The sequence below is a fragment of the Winogradskyella algicola genome (assembly GCF_005869935.1).
Classification (GTDB): Bacteria; Bacteroidota; Bacteroidia; order Flavobacteriales; family Flavobacteriaceae; genus Winogradskyella; species Winogradskyella algicola.
This window is the reverse complement of the sequence record NZ_SZQF01000001.1, coordinates 377279-396021: the sequence shown is the minus strand read 5'-3', so window position 1 is coordinate 396021 and position 18743 is coordinate 377279. Positions and strand designations below refer to the sequence as shown.

At 34.8% G+C, this 18743-nt stretch carries 16 protein-coding genes; 10 read left to right on the top strand and 6 right to left on the bottom strand.

Annotated elements, in window-relative coordinates; translation table 11 throughout:
• Window position 1 precedes the first annotated feature (1 nt).
• Both folB and FC091_RS01660 read right to left on the bottom strand, forming a co-directional pair.
• Complete coding sequence (gene folB, locus FC091_RS01665) at window positions 2-364, bottom strand: dihydroneopterin aldolase (protein WP_138432543.1); 363 nt, start codon at window positions 362-364, stop codon at window positions 2-4.
• Between the two features lie 85 nt (window positions 365-449).
• Window positions 450-650, bottom strand: coding sequence for a zinc ribbon domain-containing protein (locus FC091_RS01660; protein ID WP_076619245.1), 201 nt, complete (start codon window positions 648-650; stop codon window positions 450-452).
• A gap of 145 nt (window positions 651-795) precedes the next feature.
• On the opposite strand from FC091_RS01660, the gene FC091_RS01655 reads away from it, so the two are divergent.
• The 3 genes from FC091_RS01655 (at window position 796) to FC091_RS01645 (ending at window position 3638) form a co-directional block, all read left to right on the top strand.
• Window positions 796-2802, top strand: coding sequence for a glutamine--tRNA ligase/YqeY domain fusion protein (locus FC091_RS01655; protein WP_138432542.1), 2007 nt, complete (start codon window positions 796-798; stop codon window positions 2800-2802).
• Between the two features lie 57 nt (window positions 2803-2859).
• The gene (locus FC091_RS01650; RefSeq protein WP_246035780.1) at window positions 2860-3066 is read left to right on the top strand and encodes a hypothetical protein; all 207 of its coding nucleotides are present in this window, start codon (window positions 2860-2862) and stop codon (window positions 3064-3066) included.
• A gap of 95 nt (window positions 3067-3161) precedes the next feature.
• Entirely contained in the window at window positions 3162-3638 is a 477-nt protein-coding gene (locus tag FC091_RS01645) for a DUF1761 domain-containing protein (RefSeq protein ID WP_138432540.1), read from the top strand.
• A 64-nt stretch (window positions 3639-3702) separates the two neighbouring features.
• Here the strand turns inward: FC091_RS01645 and FC091_RS01640 are convergent, their stop codons facing one another.
• Window positions 3703-4635: an SPFH domain-containing protein gene (locus FC091_RS01640; RefSeq protein ID WP_171032435.1), complete on the bottom strand. Its 933-nt coding sequence runs from the start codon at window positions 4633-4635 to the stop codon at window positions 3703-3705.
• A gap of 78 nt (window positions 4636-4713) precedes the next feature.
• On the opposite strand from FC091_RS01640, the gene FC091_RS01635 reads away from it, so the two are divergent.
• Complete coding sequence (locus tag FC091_RS01635) at window positions 4714-5394, top strand: hypothetical protein (protein ID WP_138432539.1); 681 nt, start codon at window positions 4714-4716, stop codon at window positions 5392-5394.
• 101 nt (window positions 5395-5495) lie between these two features.
• On the opposite strand, the gene gltX is transcribed toward FC091_RS01635, so the two are convergent.
• Both gltX and FC091_RS01625 read right to left on the bottom strand, forming a co-directional pair.
• Window positions 5496-7037 carry a glutamate--tRNA ligase gene (gltX, locus tag FC091_RS01630; RefSeq protein WP_138432538.1) on the bottom strand — a complete coding sequence of 514 codons (1542 nt, stop codon included), beginning with the start codon at window positions 7035-7037 and terminating at the stop codon, window positions 5496-5498.
• Window positions 7038-7197: 160 nt separating this feature from the next.
• Complete coding sequence (locus FC091_RS01625; protein ID WP_138432537.1) at window positions 7198-8241, bottom strand: alkane 1-monooxygenase; 1044 nt, start codon at window positions 8239-8241, stop codon at window positions 7198-7200.
• A 204-nt stretch (window positions 8242-8445) separates the two neighbouring features.
• On the opposite strand from FC091_RS01625, the gene FC091_RS01620 reads away from it, so the two are divergent.
• From FC091_RS01620 to FC091_RS01600, 5 genes are all read left to right on the top strand, one after another.
• Window positions 8446-12045, top strand: coding sequence for a DUF4175 family protein (locus FC091_RS01620; RefSeq protein ID WP_138432536.1), 3600 nt, complete (start codon window positions 8446-8448; stop codon window positions 12043-12045).
• The gene (gene ybeY, locus FC091_RS01615; RefSeq protein ID WP_138432535.1) at window positions 12038-12448 is read left to right on the top strand and encodes an rRNA maturation RNase YbeY; all 411 of its coding nucleotides are present in this window, start codon (window positions 12038-12040) and stop codon (window positions 12446-12448) included. Before FC091_RS01620 ends, ybeY begins: the two co-directional genes overlap by 8 nt.
• A gap of 147 nt (window positions 12449-12595) precedes the next feature.
• Complete coding sequence (gene mnmG / locus FC091_RS01610) at window positions 12596-14467, top strand: tRNA uridine-5-carboxymethylaminomethyl(34) synthesis enzyme MnmG (protein ID WP_138432534.1); 1872 nt, start codon at window positions 12596-12598, stop codon at window positions 14465-14467.
• 124 nt (window positions 14468-14591) lie between these two features.
• Window positions 14592-15452, top strand: a complete 861-nt coding sequence (locus tag FC091_RS01605) for a class I SAM-dependent methyltransferase (RefSeq protein ID WP_138432533.1) — start codon at window positions 14592-14594, stop codon at window positions 15450-15452.
• A 212-nt stretch (window positions 15453-15664) separates the two neighbouring features.
• Window positions 15665-16180: an OmpH family outer membrane protein gene (locus FC091_RS01600; RefSeq protein WP_138432532.1), complete on the top strand. Its 516-nt coding sequence runs from the start codon at window positions 15665-15667 to the stop codon at window positions 16178-16180.
• A 35-nt stretch (window positions 16181-16215) separates the two neighbouring features.
• On the opposite strand, the gene FC091_RS01595 is transcribed toward FC091_RS01600, so the two are convergent.
• Window positions 16216-17373, bottom strand: a complete 1158-nt coding sequence (locus tag FC091_RS01595) for a DNA polymerase III subunit (RefSeq protein ID WP_138432531.1) — start codon at window positions 17371-17373, stop codon at window positions 16216-16218.
• 146 nt (window positions 17374-17519) lie between these two features.
• On the opposite strand from FC091_RS01595, the gene FC091_RS01590 reads away from it, so the two are divergent.
• Window positions 17520-18707 (top strand): phosphoglycerate kinase, encoded by a 1188-nt coding sequence (locus FC091_RS01590; protein WP_138432530.1) that lies wholly within the window; start codon window positions 17520-17522, stop codon window positions 18705-18707.
• The last annotated feature ends 36 nt before the right edge of the window (window positions 18708-18743 follow it).

The following is an 18743-nucleotide window of genomic DNA, read 5'->3' as shown; positions in this document are numbered from 1 at the left end:
CTTACTTTTTTCGTTTTTCAGAAAGTTTAATCGTTACCATTTCAACATCACCACCAATAGGAGGATTAATTTTACTCACAGAAACAGAAACTTTAGAAACTAGTTTATCTTCATTAAGAATTCTATCTATAATATGTTGTGCAACAGTTTCGAGCAGTTTCGAAGGTTTTGCCATTTCTTCACGTACTACCTTATTTAAAAACACATAATCTACAGTATCACTTAAATTATCGGTTTGAGAAGATTTAGATAAATCTGCATTAACTACAACATCTACTCGATAGTCGCTACCAATAGTAGTTTCCTCTTTTAAACAACCATGATTAGCAAATACGCGGATATTTTCAACTTTTATTATTCCCATGCTGCAAAGATAAACCTTCTGTCACTTCGAGTGAATTTCTACAAGAAATTTGTATGGCGAAGCGTTGCTTAGTTCATAACTTGGTTTAATTCGTAAAAAAATCAAAAATATTACTCATAGCGCTAGTTTTAGCTTTAAAAAACTCTGTATAAGTACACTTTTTACAAGTCACTGATGTAAATTTCTTGTTCTGTACATCAAATATTTTAGATAGTGTACCTCCAGTGGCCCTCATTTCACCTAATTCGTAAGTGGTGTTATCGCATTTTGGACATTTGTAATTCATATTTTTTGATTTTGGTTATATACATTCTATCAGTAACATATGGTGCATTAATGTTACATTTTACTTAATTTTGTCAGCTGAATTAGTAATTGTGTTTTAGTACATTTTGACTAACATCTTAAACCTAATTCCTAATACCTAAATAATGTCAGAAGAAACAAAATCACTCAATTTTATTGAGCATATTATAGAAGAAGATTTAGCAAACGGTTTACCAAAAGATAAACTTCGTTTTCGTTTTCCACCAGAACCAAACGGCTATTTACACATTGGTCATACTAAAGCTATTGGCATTAGTTTTGGTTTGGGAGAAAAGTATAATGCACCTGTAAATTTAAGGTTCGATGATACCAACCCAACAAAAGAAGAACAAGAATATGTAGATGCAATAAAACGTGATATTGCTTGGTTGGGTTACCAATGGGAGAATGAACTTTATTCTTCAGATTATTTTGATAAACTTTACGATTGGGCTGTACAATTAATTAAAGATGGAAAGGCTTATGTAGATAGCCAGTCTTCTGAAGTTATGGCGGAGCAAAAAGGTACTCCAACACAATCAGGTACTAATAGTCCTTATCGAGACCGAAGTATTGAGGAAAACCTAGATTTATTTCAACGCATGAAAGCTGGTGAATTCCCTGCAGGTACACATGTATTGCGTGCTAAGATCGACATGGAAGATCCTAACATGCTAATGCGAGATCCTATTATGTACCGCATTATGTATGCACACCACCATAGAACAGGAGATGAATGGTGCATTTACCCAATGTACGATTGGACGCATGGTGAGAGTGATTACATAGAGCAAATTTCACATTCCTTATGTTCATTAGAGTTTAAACCTCATAGAAAACTCTACAATTGGTTTAGGGACAATGTATATGAATATGCTAAAGAGATTTTACCTTTACCACCAAAGCAGCGCGAATTCGCGCGATTAAACTTGTCTTACACCATTATGAGTAAACGTAAGTTGCTTAAATTGGTAGAAGAGAAGGTAGTTTCTGGTTGGGACGATCCGCGTATGCCAACAATTTCTGGATTGCGAAGAAGAGGTTATACACCAAATTCTATTAGAGAATTTATTAAAAAAGTAGGTGTAGCTAAACGCGAAAATGTCATTGACGTCTCATTATTAGAATTTTGCATTCGAGAAGATTTAAACAAAACAGCCAACCGTGTCATGGCTGTTTTAGATCCTGTAAAGGTTGTTATTACCAATTACCCTGAAGATAAAGAAGAATGGTTAGAGGCCGAGAATAATCAGGAAGATGCTTCAGCAGGATATAGAAAAGTACCATTTTCACGAGAACTTTATATCGAAAAAGAAGACTTTAAAGAAGTAGCTGGTAGTAAATTTTTTAGATTAAAGCTTGGAGGCGAAGTAAGACTAAAAAACGCTTACATTATACAAGCGAATGATGTTGTTAAGGATGAAAACGGTGAAGTAACCGAAATTCATTGTACATACGACACAGATACTTCTAAAAAAGTAAAAGGAACACTGCATTGGGTTTCTATAAAGCACGCTATAACTGCAGAGGTCAGAGAATACGATCGTTTATTTATGCACGAAGCACCAGATAGTGATAAGGACAAAGATTTTATGGAATTTTTAAATCCTAATTCATTAAATATTAAAACAGGATACTTAGAGCCAAGTTTATCTGATACTAAAATGGGAGAGCGCTTTCAATTTCAACGATTGGGTTATTTTGTTGTGGATAAAGATTCCACTTCGGAAAAGCTTGTGTTTAATAGAACTGTTGGATTAAGAGATAGTTGGGCAAAGCAAAAAGAGAAACCACAAGCTACTATACAAGCAAAGCCAAAGCCACAACAACAAAAGCGTTCAGCAATCAGCGTCATTCAACAATTAGGTAAAAAATACACTAATTATCCTGAAGACAAACAAACCAAAGTAAAAGCTGAAATTATTGCTCTAGCCAAAGAGGTGTCCTATGACGAATTAGAGCCCTTATTTGCCACTGCTGTTAAAAAAGCAGGTACACGTATCGCTGTAATGATTGCGTTAAAAGAACTGCTTAAAAATGGCTTAGAACGAAATGATGCTGTTAATGAGTTTATAACAAAAGCCTTAGAAGACAAAAACGAACTACTAGTTGCGGAAGCTTCAGAGGTTTAACAATTGTTTAGCAGAGATTGTATTCTATAATGTTTATATTAAAGAAAACTGTTAATTATGGAAAACAAACAGAAAATACTCACCAAAATAGCAACATTAACTAGAGAGATTGAAGATCATCAACCAGAACTTATAAAATATCTTGATGAAACCAGAAGCACTTTACCTAATAATTCTGGTGAGGCTACTTTAAATGATAGTGATTTAAAGAACTATTTAGAGCAATTAGAATCATTAATAGAAAATCATAACAAGGAAAGCTAATTTAACGGTAATTTTCGTATTCATATAAACCTCTTTGTATTAGACTTAGAGGTTTTTTTGTACATTTAATTCAAACTAACTAAAACTATAACACTATGGAATTAAATTATTTAGCTATTGTGGTTTCGGCCGTTGTACCTTTATTAATTGGTGCGATTTGGTACAACCCAAGCGTATTAGGAACAGCTTGGATGAAAGCTTCTGGTATGACTGAAGAAAAAATGAAAAGCGGTAATATTGCTATAATATTTGGTATAACACTGGTACTATCATTTATGTTAGCTTTTACTGTAAACGGCATGGTAATTCATCAAGTAGCTGCGCAACAATTAGCGTTTACAAATCCTGATGCAGAATCATTTCAAGCATTTATGACAGAGTTTGGTAATATGCATCGCAACTATGGTCATGGAGCTTTACATGGTGCAATAGGAGCATTATTTTTTGTCCTACCGGTTTTAGGAATTAATGCACTTTTTGAAAGAAAAGGGTGGAAGTATATCTTAATCAATGTTGGTTATTGGGTAATTACCTTAGCTATTATGGGAGCCATACTTTGTGGTTGGAAATAATAAATTAAACCATAAAAAAAATCCGAAGTGAAAATTTCCGATTTTTTGTTTATAAGAGAAGAGACTATTCGTCATCGTTTTTCTTTTTGGCATTTTTCATGGCTTCTCCAATTTGGTTACTAGCTGTAAAAGATGCCACCATATCATTAAGCATGTTACTACCAGCCTGTGGTGCATTTGGAAGTAAAATTAAGTTACTGTTAGTTTCTTCACCTAAAGACTGAAGCGTATCATAATGCTGGGTTACAACAATAAGAGCAGATGCCTCCTGCGAGTTAATACCAACTCTGTTTAAAACCTCTACAGATTCTTCCAAACCACGAGCAATCTCACGTCTTTGGTCTGCAATACCTTGACCTTGTAAACGCTTACTTTCAGCTTCGGCCTTAGCTTTCTCAACAATTAAAATGCGTTGTGCATCACCTTCAAATTGTGCGGCGATTTTTTCACGTTCAGACGCATTAATACGGTTCATAGCAGCTTTTACTTGAGCATCAGGATCAATATCTGTTACAAGGGTTTTTATAATATCAAAACCGTAATCTAACATCGCGTCATTCAATTCAGCTTTAACCGCCAACGCAATGTCATCCTTCTTAACAAAAACATCATCGAGTTTCATTTTTGGAACTTCCGCGCGCACCACATCAAAGACGTAAGATGTAATTTGTTCATGTGGATAGTCTAATTTATAAAAAGCATCATAAACTTTCTGTGTTAAAACCCTATATTGAACAGAGACCTTTAAACGCACAAAAACGTCATCTAAAGTTTTAGTTTCTATGATAACATCTAATTGTTGAATTTTTAAACTCAAACGGCCAGCAATACGATCTACCAAAGGGATTTTTAATCTTAAACCCGATTGCGCTATAAACTGAAAACGACCAAAGCGTTCTACAATGGCTGCAGTTTGTTGCTTGACAATAAAAAAAGAAGAAATTAAAATAACGAGTCCAAAAAAAACAATTGGTATTAAGTAAATAGGAAAATCCATAGCGATTTTGTTAAATAACGGTTATAAATATGTTTGTACTAAATTAAGCTATATTTGTTTCGAATTGATAAGTAAATCATGAAAAAACAAAGAGATACCTTATTAGTAGTTATTTGTATGGCTTTTGTTACACTTTGCATTGCTCAACATAAGCGTTATGCCATAAAAAATGGAATAGGTCTGCAAGGTGGTGTAACACAGTTTGATATTATCACAGATAATTTTGTGACTAAAAAGAACACCGGATTTATAGGGGGCTTATCTGCTTCTGTAGATATTCCTCACAAATGGTATAATGTAAGCTATAACATTGCGCTTTCTCAAAATCATATTGATATTGCTGCATTTTCATTAGTTAATCCAACAGAAGAATTTGTAGAATACAAGTTGCTCACGGCTCAATTATCATTTTTATTTCATGCTAAATTAATAGGAAGTAACCTAACCTTAGATTTAGGGCCAATGCTACAATACAACGGAGATTTAGAACTTAAAGACAGCTCCAAAGAAGGTTATATAATATCTAATTACGATACCCTTTTAACCGAAGATATTTCTAAAATTTCAAACTTCAACGTAAATGGAGCAGTGGGTTTGTCTGCTGGTTTTGGTGCGTTTAGACTAAGAGCACAATATATTTATGGTTTTACTAATATTTTAGGAAAATTAAATGATGAAGACCTTAATGTTGGTACAAATAATAACAAATTTAAAGGCAACCAGTCTATGATTGCCTTTACTGCTATTATTACGTTTTAGTAATTGTTTGTCATTGCGAATCACGCCAAAAGCGTGATGTGGCAATCTCAAAAAAAAAAGATTACCACGTCATTTGTACCTCATTCTTCGTAATGACACAACTAAATCGTCTTCACCAAAGCATCAATACGCTTAACGGTTTCGGCTTTACCAATCATATACATAATATCAAATACATCTGGTCCTTGTAAAGCACCTACAAGCGCTAAACGTAATGGCATCATCACTTTTCCGAAGCCAATGTCGTTGTCAGTAATCCAACCTTTTATATTGGCTTGAAGATTTTCTACCGTAAAATCTTCGGTTGAATTTACCAATTCAATCACTTTATTTAAAATCTCATCGGTACCTTCTTTTAAAGCCTTTTTAGATGCTTTTTCATCATAATCTGTAGGTGACACAAAGAAGAAGTGACTCAATTCCCAAAAATCACTTACAAACGTTGCACGTTCTTTAATTAAGCCCACAACTAAAGCAATGTAATTCACATCAATATCTTTCAACAAGATGTTTTTTGCTTGAAACTCTGCTGCCAGTTCCAAGTCTAATTGCTGTTGCATATAATGATGGTTAAACCATTTGGTTTTATCAGGATCAAAACGTGCACCTGCTTTGTTAACTCTTGCTAAATCAAAATCATTTACCAATTGCTCTAAACTGAAAATCTCTTGCTCAGTACCAGGATTCCATCCTAAAAAGGCTAAGAAATTCACTACAGCTTCTGCAAAATAGCCATCCTCTTTATAACCTCTGGAAACTTCGTTGGTTTTTGGGTCTGTCCAAGCCAAAGGAAACACAGGAAACCCTAATTTATCACCGTCACGTTTACTTAATTTTCCTTTTCCTGTTGGTTTTAAGATTAAAGGTAAATGAGCAAATTCTGGTGCTTCCCAACCAAAAGCATCGTACAGTAATTTGTGCAAAGCCAATGATGGTAACCATTCTTCACCACGAATTACGTGTGTGATTTCCATTAAATGGTCGTCTACAATATTAGCAAGATGATAGGTTGGCATTCCATCACTTTTGAACAAAATCTTGTCATCAAGAATGTTAGTATCTATAGAAATATCACCTCTAATAATATCTTTTAGTTGCAAAGTTTCATCTTGTGGCGATTTAAAACGCACTACATAATCGTCGCCAGCCTCTAGCTTTGCCTGGGTTTCTTCTTGAGAAAGTACTAAAGAATTTACCAAACGTCCTTTTTCACGATTATGCCAGTTGTAGATAAAGGTTTTGCCTTCTGCTTCGTGTTGTTTTCTGTGTGCGTTAAGTTCTTCAGCAGTATCAAAGGCATAATAGGCTTTGCCTTCAGCAATTAATTGATCAGCATATTGTTTGTACAAATGCTTGCGCTCACTTTGCCTATAAGGACCAAATTTTTCGTTTTTAGAGCTTGTACTGAGCGTAGTCGAAGTAGGACCTTCATCAAACGGAATACCACACCAGTTTAAGGATTTTACAATGTAATCTTCTGCACCTTCCACATAACGGTTTTGGTCGGTATCTTCTATACGCAACACAAAATCGCCATTGTGTTTTTTGGCAAATAAATAATTGAATAAAGCAGTTCTTACACCACCAATATGTAAAGGTCCTGTTGGACTAGGCGCAAAGCGCACACGTACTTTTTTTGACATAATATAATTTCAAAAATTAAGTCTGATTGTCACACTGAGCGTAGTCGAAGTGTCTTCAAAAGCAAGTGCCAACCAGAACAGTGGCAAAGATAAATTTTTGAAATTCAAAGTTCAAAGTTTAAAGTTCAAAGTTTTGGGAACTGAAGACTGAGACTGAAAACTAATTTAACACCATGCTTCTCGGCACACGCTTATTCATAATCTTAAACCAAAGAGGTGGCACCATTGCCAATACCATCGACGTTGGATAGCCAAATGGCATTTGCGGACTATCATCGTGGCAATCTAAGATTTGATATTTTTTTGAAGACTTAAAATGATGATCGCTATGGCGTGTTAATTCATATAACACAATGCGACCTATAACGTGATTAGAGTTCCACGAGTGTATTTCTTTTACACGTTCGTAACGACCAGACTTGGTTTTTAAACGCAGTAAACCATAGTGCTCAATGTAGTTGACAGTTTCAAGCAAAATAAAGCCAACTACACCTGCACAGACAGCAAACAGTAAAGCTGTAGTCCCTAAAAATACCAGAACTATAACTAAATATAATAGTTGAAAAATGGTGTACCACAGCATATCATTCTCAAAAGAAAAGAAAGTTTTCTTATTATTTTTTAAGAGCTTTTTCTGAATGCTCCAAGCATTAAAATACTGTCTAATCGTAGACGTCCACCAAAACGAATACACACTTTGATTGTATTTTGCAGTTGCAGGATCTTCTGGTGTTGCAGCGTGAAGATGATGCCCAAAATTATGTTCAATATAAAAATGCATATAAAAAGAGGGTAGAAGCAAGGCTTTACCCAAAAAGCGTTCGTTAGTTTGTTGTCTGTGTCCAAGCTCGTGACCAACATTAATCCCGTTAACGCCTAAAACAATGCCTACAGAAAAAATGAGTCCAACAAACTCATAAGTTTCCAAAGGTTGACGAGCAACTAATATCAAAGCATAAATCACAATACCATAAACGATTGGTAAGTTGAGGTAAAGTAACCAATCGAAAATCTTACGTTTTAGTCTGCTATCTACTTCTTCAGATTGAAGATTAGTAGTATCCACAGGAAAAATAAGCTCTAAAACGGGAATGCAAACAAATGCAAAAACAGGTGTAGCCCAAACCCAATAGCTCTGAAAACTAAGTCCTAAAACTGCCATAATTGGGATTGAAAATGCCGCTAAATATTTAAGGTCTTTCATTTATAGGCTGATTATTAACAGTTAATCCCTCTAAATTAACACAATCTTACCAAATTTAGGAAATCATCAATTAAAATAAAATTGTAGTTTAGTAAGTTAGAATGTCACATCGCTGTCACATCGAGCGCAGTCGAGATGTTTTTGTTGTGAGATAATGAGGTTCTCGACTGCGCTCGAACTGACAGAAAGAAATAACAGCCAAGAATGAGCAATTTCGAAACCATAAAAAACAAACTACAGCAATTCATTAAAAAATATTATACTAATGAACTGCTAAAAGGCGCCATTTTATTTTTCGCCATTGGCTTGTTATATCTCATTATTACGCTATTTGTAGAATATGTGTTTTGGCTTAACCCAACAGCAAGAACCATTTTATTTTGGGTGTTTGTAGCTGTGGAAGTGGCTTTGTTTGTTAAGTTTATTGCTATTCCGTTAGCACATTTATTCAATCTAAGACAAGGTATAGATTACGAAACTGCTTCAAAGTTGATTGGCAATCATTTTCCTGAAGTCAATGATAAACTATTGAATGTACTTCAGCTTAATCAAAGTCCACAGCAATCCGATTTATTATTGGCAAGTATAGAGCAGAAGTCGCAAGAATTGCAACCCATTCCGTTTAAATCAGCAATCAATTTTAAGACCAATACTAAGTATTTAAAATATGCCGCTATTCCTGTGGTCATCATTTTGTTGTCTTACATCACAGGAAAAATCGATTGGTTTAGTGATAGTTACGAGCGTGTGGTTAACTACAAAACAGCTTATGAGCCACCAGCGCCTTTTCAGTTTTTTGTGTTGAATGAAAACCTTCAAGCTATTGAAGGTAAGGACTTTAAGTTAAAGGTGAAAACCGCAGGCGATGTTATTCCAGAGAATGCTCAGATTCAGTTTAATGGTCAATCATATTATTTGCAACAGGTTGCACCAGGCGAATTTCAATACACATTCAATCTACCGAAAAGCAATATAGAATTCAGTTTATCTGCCAACGACGTCAATTCAAAACCGTATGAATTACAAGTGGTAAACACACCAAACTTGGTCAATTTTGAAATGCTGTTAGACTATCCATCCTACACACAAAAGCAAGATGAGGTATTAAAAAGTACAGGTTCTGCGGTTGTTCCAGAAGGGACAAAAGTCACTTGGAAAGCAATGACCAAAGCCACAAATGCGGTTCATATTTATGCTGAAGATACCTTAACGTTTTCAAAAAATGACAATAACAATTATGAGGCGACCAAGCGATTATTTAGAAATTATAATTACAGCATTTCAACCAGTAATGAGAACCTAAAGGATTACGAAAATCTGGCTTACAACATTTCTGTGGTTAAGGATTTGCACCCTGAGCTCAACATTAAAATGCAAATCGATTCCTTAGATCAGCAAAGTATGTACTTCTATGGTCAGGCGAGTGATGATTTTGGTCTGTCAAAACTGAATTTGGTGTACTATCCAACTGAAGATGAAACTCAGAAAGTTGTAGAGCCGATTAGCATTTCAAAATCTAATTTTAGTGAGTTTGTGAGTGCGTTTCCAAATCAATTCAATTTAGAAGAAGGCGTTAGCTACCAATTGTATTTTGAGGTTTATGATAACGACGCTATTCACAATTATAAGCGCACAAAAAGTAGCGTGTTTAGTTACCGAAAATTAACTAAGGACGAAGAAGAGCAGAAGCAGTTACAAGAGCAAAATGAAACGATAAAAGATATTGGCAAAACGTTTGAAAAATTAGAAGAGCAAGACAAAAAGCTTGAAGAATTTTCTAAAACCCAAAAGGAAAAGCAAGAGCTTAACTTCAACGATAAAAAGAAATTTGAAGATTTCTTAAAACGTCAAAAACAGCAAGAGCAGTTGATGAAAAATTTCAACAAAAAATTGCAGGATAATTTAGAAGAATTTCAGGAAGAAAAGAAAGAAGACCAATTTAAAGAAGACTTAAAAGAGCGTCTTAAAGAGAACGAAGAAAAGCTAAAGCAAGATGAAAAATTGCTTGAAGAACTGGAAAAGCTGAAAGATAAAATCAACAAAGAAGAGTTTACCCAAAAACTTGAAGAACTAGCCAAACAAAACAAAAATAAAAAACGAAGTATGAAGCAACTCTTAGAGTTGACCAAGCGTTTTTATGTGATGAAAAAGGCTGAAAAAATTGCTAATCAGTTAGACGATTTAGCGAAGAAGCAAGAAGAACTTTCTAATAAAGACAAAGAGAACACCAAAGAAAAGCAAGACGAATTAAATAAAGAATTCCAAAAGCTTCAAAAAGATATCGAAGATTTAAAACAAGAGGACAGACGATTGCAGAAACCGATGAACGTTCCTGTAGATGAGTTTTTAGAAGATGGTATAAAGTTTGATCAAAAGGAAGCTAAAGAAGCACTTGAGAAGAAGCAAGAGAAAGAAAGTGCAGGTAAGCCTAGTGAAGCACAAGAGCAGCAACAAAACGCTCAGGAAAAGCAGAAAAAAGCTGCTAAAAAGATGAAGCAGATGAGTGAGCAGATGATGCAAATGATGTCTGGTGGTGGCGGAGGTGGAGGCGACCAAGCCTCTGAAGATGCTGATGCTTTGCGTCAGATTCTTGAGAATCTTTTATTGTTTTCTTTCGACCAAGAAGCGCTGATGAATACTTTTGAAAGTATTGATATCAACAATAACAAATACGGTAAATACATCATTAACCAAAGTAATTTAAGAGAGCACTTTGAGCACATTGATGATAGTTTGTTTGCATTGTCCCTGCGTCAACCAAAAATTTCTGAGAAAGTTAATGAGCAAATCACAGAGGTGTATTTCAATATAGATAAAGCGCTTGGTCATTTGACTGAAAACCGTTTATATCAAGGTGTGTCTTCTCAGCAATATGTCATTACAGCTAGTAACGAATTGGCGAGCTTTCTGAGTGATGTTTTAGATAATATGGAAATGCAAATGAATATGCAGCCAGGATCTGGAGGTGGTGGCGGACAGCAACTTCCGGATATTATTATGAGTCAGGAAGAGCTCAACAAGCAAATGGAAGAGGGTGTAAAAAAGAACGAACAAGGCAAGCAAGGCGAAGGTGAAAAGCCAGGACAAGAAGGCAACGAAGGCAAAGAAGGCGAGGGAAAACAGCCAGGAGAACAAGGACAAGAAGGTCAGCAAGGACAGAGTGGACAAAGTGGCGAGAATGGACAGTCTGGAGAACAGCAAGGCAAAGGTGGGCGGAACGGAAAAAATGGCCAACAGGATGGAGACGGTAATCAAGAAGGTAGTGAAGGTAAAAACGGAAAAGACGGCAAAGGAAAAGACGGCAAAGGAAAAAATGGTAAAAACGGAAATGGTTCTAATGGAGATGGTAATGGAGAAGAACAAAATGATGGTTATGGTGAAGGTGGAAGAGAAGAACAAAATGAAGAATTATTCAAAATTTATCAGCAACAACAACAATTACGTCAGGCCCTAGAAGACCGCTTATCTAAAGAAGGTAAGATTGAATCTGCTGGCGAATTGATAAAGCAAATGGAAGATATAGAGTTGGATTTATTGAACTACGGTTTCACAAATCAAACGCTTCAAAAGATGATGGATGTACAACATCAATTATTAAAATTGGAAAATGCCACCTTTATGCAAGGTCAGGATACGAAGCGTGAATCTGAAACAAATAAGAAGGATTTCGACACCAACAATCCAAGTCAAATTCCAACAGCAAAACAATACTTTAACACTACAGAAATATTAAACAGACAAGCACTACCTTTGCAGAATCATTTCAAGAAAAAGATTCAAGAATATTTCAAAAGCAATGATTAGTTTTAATTACGAAACCGATTTTAAATTAGAGAATGAAACTCAGATGTCCGAGTGGATTTCTAAAAGCATTAATTCAGAAAATTGTAAAGAAGGAGAGTTGAATTACATCTTCTGTTCCGATGATTATCTGCATAAAATCAATGTTGATTTTTTAAATCACGACACGTTAACAGACATCATCAGCTTTGATTATTCGGTAGGAAAAGAACTACACGGAGATATCTACATTTCAGTAGAACGTGTAGAAGATAATGCTATAGATTTTGATGTGTCTTTTGAGGATGAACTGGCACGTGTAATGATTCACGGTATTCTGCATTACTGTGGATATAAAGACAAGAGTGAGGAAGATGCTAAGTTGATGCGCTCTAAGGAAGAGTACTATTTGAGTACGCGTTCTTAGTCTTGTGTTTTCGATGTATCTTTGCACGTTTATTTTTAATGAAATTCTAGTTGTTCCACGTGGAACAATTGCTTGGTGGCTTCGAGGGCCTCTGCCACCAAACTGAAATGGTCACTGAGGCTCTCGAAGTGATAAAAGCAGAACAGAATGTTTAATGAAGTTTACGATGTAATTGTAGTTGGTGCAGGTCACGCAGGAAGTGAAGCTGCTGCTGCTGCTGCCAATATGGGAAGTAAGACGTTGTTAATTACAATGAACCTTCAAAATATTGCACAGATGTCTTGTAATCCGGCAATGGGTGGAATTGCTAAAGGACAAATTGTACGAGAGATTGATGCGCTTGGTGGTTATAGCGGAATTGTGTCTGACACGTCTGCAATTCAATTCAAGATGCTGAATAAATCTAAAGGACCTGCAATGTGGAGTCCTAGAGTACAATCTGACAGAATGCGTTTTGCAGAAGACTGGAGATTGCTGTTAGAGCAAACACCGAATCTCGATTTTTACCAGGAAATGGTGTCTGGATTAATCATAGAAAACCATAAAATTGTTGGTGTGAAAACCTCTCTCGGAATAGAAGTAAAAGCCAAAACGGTTGTACTTACAAACGGTACTTTTTTAAATGGTTTAATTCATATTGGAGATAAAAACTTTGGTGGAGGTAGAGCGGGAGAAAGAGCTGCTACTGGAATTACCGAAGACCTGATTAAACTTGGTTTCGATTCTGGTAGAATGAAAACAGGAACACCGCCAAGAGTAGATGGAAGATCTTTAGATTATTCTAAAATGATTGAACAACCAGGAGATGAAAACCCAGAGAAGTTTTCATATTTAGATGATACAAAACCTTTGACTGAACAACGTTCTTGTCATATGACTTACACCAGTCCAGAAGTGCACGATTTACTTCGTGAAGGGTTTGATAGATCGCCAATGTTTAATGGTAGAATTAAAAGTGTTGGACCTCGTTATTGTCCATCGATAGAAGATAAGATTAATCGATTTGCAGACAAGGATAGACATCAACTATTTGTAGAGCCAGAAGGATGGAATACAGTTGAAGTTTATGTGAATGGCTTCTCAACATCCTTACCAGAAGATGTTCAGTTTAATGCTTTACGTTCTGTAGCTGGTTTTGAAAATGTGAAATTTTTTAGACCTGGTTACGCAATAGAATACGATTATTTTCCACCTACACAATTAAAGCATACTTTGGAAACAAAGTTGGTTGAGGGTTTATATTTTGCTGGTCAGATTAACGGAACAACAGGTTATGAAGAAGCAGCATCTCAAGGATTAATGGCAGGTATAAATGCGAGTTTAAAAGTACAAGAACGCGATCCATTTACCTTAAAAAGAGATGAAGCTTATATAGGTGTTTTAATAGATGATTTAATTACAAAAGGTACAGAAGAGCCTTATCGTATGTTTACCTCTCGTGCAGAATATAGAACGCTTTTAAGGCAAGATAATGCAGATTTTAGATTAACACCAAAAGGATACGAACTTGGTTTAGCTTCTGAAAAACGATTAAAACGAATGGAAGAGAAGCAGTCTAAAGCCTCAAATTTCGTTCAGTTTTTTAAAGATACTAGTGTAACTCCAGATGAAATAAATCCGATTTTAGAGTCAAAAGATTCTGCTAAAGTGAAGCAACAAGATAAGATGTTTAAGTTGTATGCGCGACCAAATATCACGATTGAAGATATGCAAAAAGTGGCTTCTGTTGATGCTTATATTTCTGAGAACAATTTAGATTCTGAGATTATAGAGCAAACCGAAATTCAGGTTAAATATGCTGGTTATATTGAAAAGGAAAAGAACAATGCAGATAAGTTAAACCGTCTTGAAAATGTAAAAATTCCATCGAACTTCGATTACTCAAAACTGAAATCTATGAGTATGGAAGCAAGGCAAAAGTTAACCGAAATTCAGCCAGTAACCATTTCACAAGCATCAAGAATTAGTGGAGTATCACCTAACGATATTTCTGTTTTATTGGTGTATTTAGGTAGGTAAAATTCCTGCGAATGCCGGAATTTCAAGAATTAAAAACATATATGTTCCACGTGGAACAACGATGGTGGCTTCGAGAGCCTCAGCCACCGATTTTGGTCATTGAGGCTCTCGAAATGACCAACTAATGATAAACGACAAACCAACATATCTCACCGTAAAAGATCATTCCGTTTCTGGAGAAGAATTTCAATTATTGCACAATGAGGCATTGGATATGTTGGAAACATTTCCACAACCTCAGAGCGAAAAACTCTCAGAATATTACAAAAGTGAAGACTACATTTCGCACACAGATGCCAAGCGAAATCTGTTTGAAAAAGTGTATCATTTAGTCAGAATGATTTCTTTAAAACGAAAACTGAAACTGATTAATTCATTTCAATCTGAAGAAAAAACACTTTTAGATATTGGATGTGGTACAGGCGATTTTTTAGAAATTGCAAAAAATAATAATTGGGATGTTGTTGGTGTTGAGCCAAACGAACAAGCAAGAGCAATTGCAAATTCTAAAACCAATAATTCGGTTTTCGATATTCAACATTTAGAAACTTTACAAGAAAACAGTTTCGATGTTATTACACTTTGGCACGTTTTAGAACATTTACCAGATTTAGATATGCACGTTAAGCTTTTTAAGTATTTATTAAGACCAAACGGAACTTTGGTAATTGCTGTGCCAAATTTTAAAAGTTACGATGCGCAACATTACAAAAACTTTTGGGCTGCTTATGATGTGCCGAGACACCTTTGGCATTTTTCAAATACATCGATAGAAAAATTGTTTCACGAGGAACAATTAAAACTGGTGAAAAGCTTACCAATGAAGTTTGATGCTTACTATGTGAGTCTACTTTCAGAAAAATACAAATCGGGTTTTATGAATCCTGTTAAAGCATTTTGGATTGGATGGCGCTCAAATCTCGAAGGAAACCGCACTAAGGAGTATTCTTCGCATATTTACGTCTTAAAATCTAAGAATATTTAATATTACAACCAATAAAAGCTTGTTCTGTTTTAATACACGCAATCGCATTACTAAAAATCAAAAGCGTCTTAAAACGCCTTATTTTAACCCATGTTTAATTGATGCTGATTATTTAAAATAAAAGCAACCATAGATTTTGGCTATGGTGTAAAAAATTTCCAAAACACAAGTCAACTTTTATACATTTGCAAAAATTTAATTCAAACTACAATATGAAAAGAGCAATTGCCTTATTAATTATTTTAATTTCATTTTCGTCTTGCCAGGAGCAACAAAAAATCGGATTTATAGACAGAACAAAAGCCATTAACGAATATCAAGCTAAAAAAGATATTGAAGATAAATACAAGCCAAAAAATGACGCTTATATAAAAAGACGTGACAGTTTGGTAAAACAATTTGAATTTGATTATCAAAACGCAGCTGTGAAAGCTCAAAGGATGAGTCCTAAAAAACAACAAGAATTAGCTCAGGAGTTTCAACAAAGAGATGCGTTATTAAGACAACAAATTCAGTTTGAAAAAGAAGAATTAGAAAAAGAGTTTACAACCGAAATTGATTCAGCAATGTCAAAGTTCAAAACCTTTGTTAAGAATTATGGCAAAACAAATGGTTACACTTTTATTTTAGGCACTAGCGACTTAACAAATTCTGTAATGTATGGATCTGAGACTACTGATATTACAGATGCTGTAATTAAGGCATTAAATGAAGATTATAAAAAGTAATTAATACTTACTAAATAAAGCAAAATTAGCCGAGCTTACGCTTGGCTTTTTTTATGAAGTAAACGCGTTAATTTAATGGACAAATCTGTAAGAATTATCTTAGAACTACCATTGCGTTCAATATGATAAATGGCATCTTGTATTTCGTTTAAGATATCCATAATATTGGCATTGTGTACAAAAGGAGCAAACTTTTCTAGCTGAAAATTTTCAGAACGAGGTTCTAGGTATACGAGATCATTTGCACTATAATTAAGAAGTAATGCTTGTCTAAAATAATTAAGGCAAAACGCCAAAAATTTCTTTTGAGTTTCACGACCAGTTTTGGCAATTTCATCAGACCAAGAAATCAAATCGTGAATGGATTTTTTATTACCCTTTGCTTTAAAAGCAGATCGTACCCAAAAAACAAACCATTTTTCAAACTGAATATCTTCACTATCTTGATAAATAAGGTCGCAAGCCTTGTTATAGTTTCCATTTGCTTGATGTGCGATTCTGCTGGCAACTGATTTTTCTATGTGGTAATTTTCAACTAAAGCATCAGAAATAACATCCTCTGCTAAAGGCGGAAAATGTAAAATTTGACAGCGAGATCTAATTGTATTTATAATTTGCTCCTCGTCTTCAGCAATGAGTATAAAAATGGTTTTCTCAGGTGGTTCTTCAATTAATTTTAGCAACTTATTGGCGGCAGCAGTATTAATTTTTTCTGCCATCCAGATAATCATCACTTTATAACCGCCTTCGTAAGACTTTAAGGATAAAGATTTTACGATTTCATAAGCTTCATCTACACCAATTTGACCTTGCTTATTATCTACACCAAGTAATTTATACCAGTCAAAAAGATTTCCATAAGGCTGTTCATCAAGGAGTTGCCTCCATTCTTCCAAATAAAAATTAGAAACGGGTTTGCTTTTTACCTTGTCGCTTGTTGTTACAGGAAAAGCAAAGTGTAGGTCTGGATGAGAAAAATTCTTAAATTTTAGATTACAAGATTCATTACCACCCAAATTTTCACCATTGGTATTGTTGCATAAGATATACTGTGCATAGGCTATAGCCATTGGTAAAGTTCCGGAGCCTTCAGGACCAACAAATAATTGGGCATGTGCAATTCTACCTTCATCTACACTTTTAGTGAGGTGATTTTTAATGTGAGTTTGTCCTAAAATCTTTGAAAACTGCATGTGGCAAAACTAGTAATATTTTATGGTTTTAAAATAGATATACTTATGCTATGTTACGACTTCATTATTTTCTGCCTATATTGAAATTATACAGTTGGCTTTTGAGCAATATGCGTGTATATTTGTGATACAAATTTTATAAAAAAATGAAGACACTAAACGATTTCAATTTCAAAGATAAAAAGGCATTAGTAAGAGTAGACTTTAACGTGCCACTAAACGATAATTTTGACGTAACTGATGCTACAAGAATTGTTTCTGCAAAACCAACAATTATCAAGATTTTAGAAGATGGGGGAAGTTGTGTTTTAATGTCTCATTTAGGAAGACCAAAAGGCGTACAAGATGAATTCTCTTTAAAACACATAAAATCTAAGGTTGAAGATATACTTGGTGTTGAAGTGAAATTTGCACCAAATTGTGTTGGTGCTGAAGCAGAAGAGAAGGCTAATGCATTACAACCAGGTGAAATTTTACTGCTCGAAAATTTGCGTTTTCATGAAGAAGAAAAGCAAGGAGATAAAGACTTTGCCGAACAATTATCTAAGCTTGGAGATATCTATGTAAATGATGCTTTTGGTACAGCACATAGAGCACATGCCTCTACAACAATAGTAGCACAATTTTTCCCAGAGTCTAAGTGTTTTGGTCATTTATTAGCAAAAGAAATTGAAAGTATTAAAAAAGTATTAGAAGATGGTGAAAAACCTGTATTAGCGGTACTTGGTGGTGCAAAGGTTTCTTCAAAAATTACAGTTATTGAGAATATTTTAGATAAAGTAGACCACCTTATTGTTGGAGGTGGAATGACTTTTACCTTTATTAAAGCTTTGGGCGGTAAAATAGGAGATTCTATTTGTGAAGATGATAAAATGGAGTTAGCTCTAGATATATTGAAACAAGCCGAAGCAAAAGGAGTTAAAATTCATTTACCTGTAGATGTTGTTGCTGCGGATGCTTTTAGTAATGATGCAAATACGCAGATTTGTGACGTAAGACAAATACCAGATGGCTGGCAAGGTTTGGATGCAGGACCAGAGTCTCTTAAAATTTTTGATAAAGTTGTAAACGAAAGTAAAACTATACTTTGGAATGGACCTCTTGGTGTTTTTGAATTAGAATCGTTTTCAAAAGGAACAATAGCTTTAGGAGATTCTATTGCAAATTCTACTAAAAACGGAGCTTTTTCATTAGTTGGTGGTGGTGATTCTGTTGCGGCTGTAAAACAGTTCGGTTTTGAAAATAAAGTGAGTTACGTAAGCACTGGTGGTGGTGCAATGTTAGAGAGCCTAGAGGGAAAAACACTACCTGGAATTGCAGCAATTTTAGAATAATTGAATGATAAAAATTAGATGCTCAACTTTTTTAAA

Bases quoted from the DNA above. Each gene is read 5' to 3' on its own strand.
- mnmG (WP_138432534.1), top strand. From the start codon at position 12,596: ATGTTTAATGAAGTTTACGATGTAATTGTAGTTGGTGCAGGTCACGCA.
- FC091_RS01625 (WP_138432537.1), bottom strand. From the start codon at position 8,241: ATGAAAGACCTTAAATATTTAGCGGCATTTTCAATCCCAATTATGGCA.
- FC091_RS01645 (WP_138432540.1), top strand. From the start codon at position 3,162: ATGGAATTAAATTATTTAGCTATTGTGGTTTCGGCCGTTGTACCTTTA.
- FC091_RS01620 (WP_138432536.1), top strand. From the start codon at position 8,446: ATGAGCAATTTCGAAACCATAAAAAACAAACTACAGCAATTCATTAAA.
- FC091_RS01655 (WP_138432542.1), top strand. From the start codon at position 796: ATGTCAGAAGAAACAAAATCACTCAATTTTATTGAGCATATTATAGAA.
- ybeY (WP_138432535.1), top strand. From the start codon at position 12,038: ATGATTAGTTTTAATTACGAAACCGATTTTAAATTAGAGAATGAAACT.
- FC091_RS01650 (WP_246035780.1), top strand. From the start codon at position 2,860: ATGGAAAACAAACAGAAAATACTCACCAAAATAGCAACATTAACTAGA.
- FC091_RS01635 (WP_138432539.1), top strand. From the start codon at position 4,714: ATGAAAAAACAAAGAGATACCTTATTAGTAGTTATTTGTATGGCTTTT.
- FC091_RS01600 (WP_138432532.1), top strand. From the start codon at position 15,665: ATGAAAAGAGCAATTGCCTTATTAATTATTTTAATTTCATTTTCGTCT.
- FC091_RS01590 (WP_138432530.1), top strand. From the start codon at position 17,520: ATGAAGACACTAAACGATTTCAATTTCAAAGATAAAAAGGCATTAGTA.
- FC091_RS01595 (WP_138432531.1), bottom strand. From the start codon at position 17,373: ATGCAGTTTTCAAAGATTTTAGGACAAACTCACATTAAAAATCACCTC.
- gltX (WP_138432538.1), bottom strand. From the start codon at position 7,037: ATGTCAAAAAAAGTACGTGTGCGCTTTGCGCCTAGTCCAACAGGACCT.
- FC091_RS01640 (WP_171032435.1), bottom strand. From the start codon at position 4,635: ATGGATTTTCCTATTTACTTAATACCAATTGTTTTTTTTGGACTCGTT.
- FC091_RS01660 (WP_076619245.1), bottom strand. From the start codon at position 650: ATGAATTACAAATGTCCAAAATGCGATAACACCACTTACGAATTAGGT.
- FC091_RS01605 (WP_138432533.1), top strand. From the start codon at position 14,592: ATGATAAACGACAAACCAACATATCTCACCGTAAAAGATCATTCCGTT.
- folB (WP_138432543.1), bottom strand. From the start codon at position 364: ATGGGAATAATAAAAGTTGAAAATATCCGCGTATTTGCTAATCATGGT.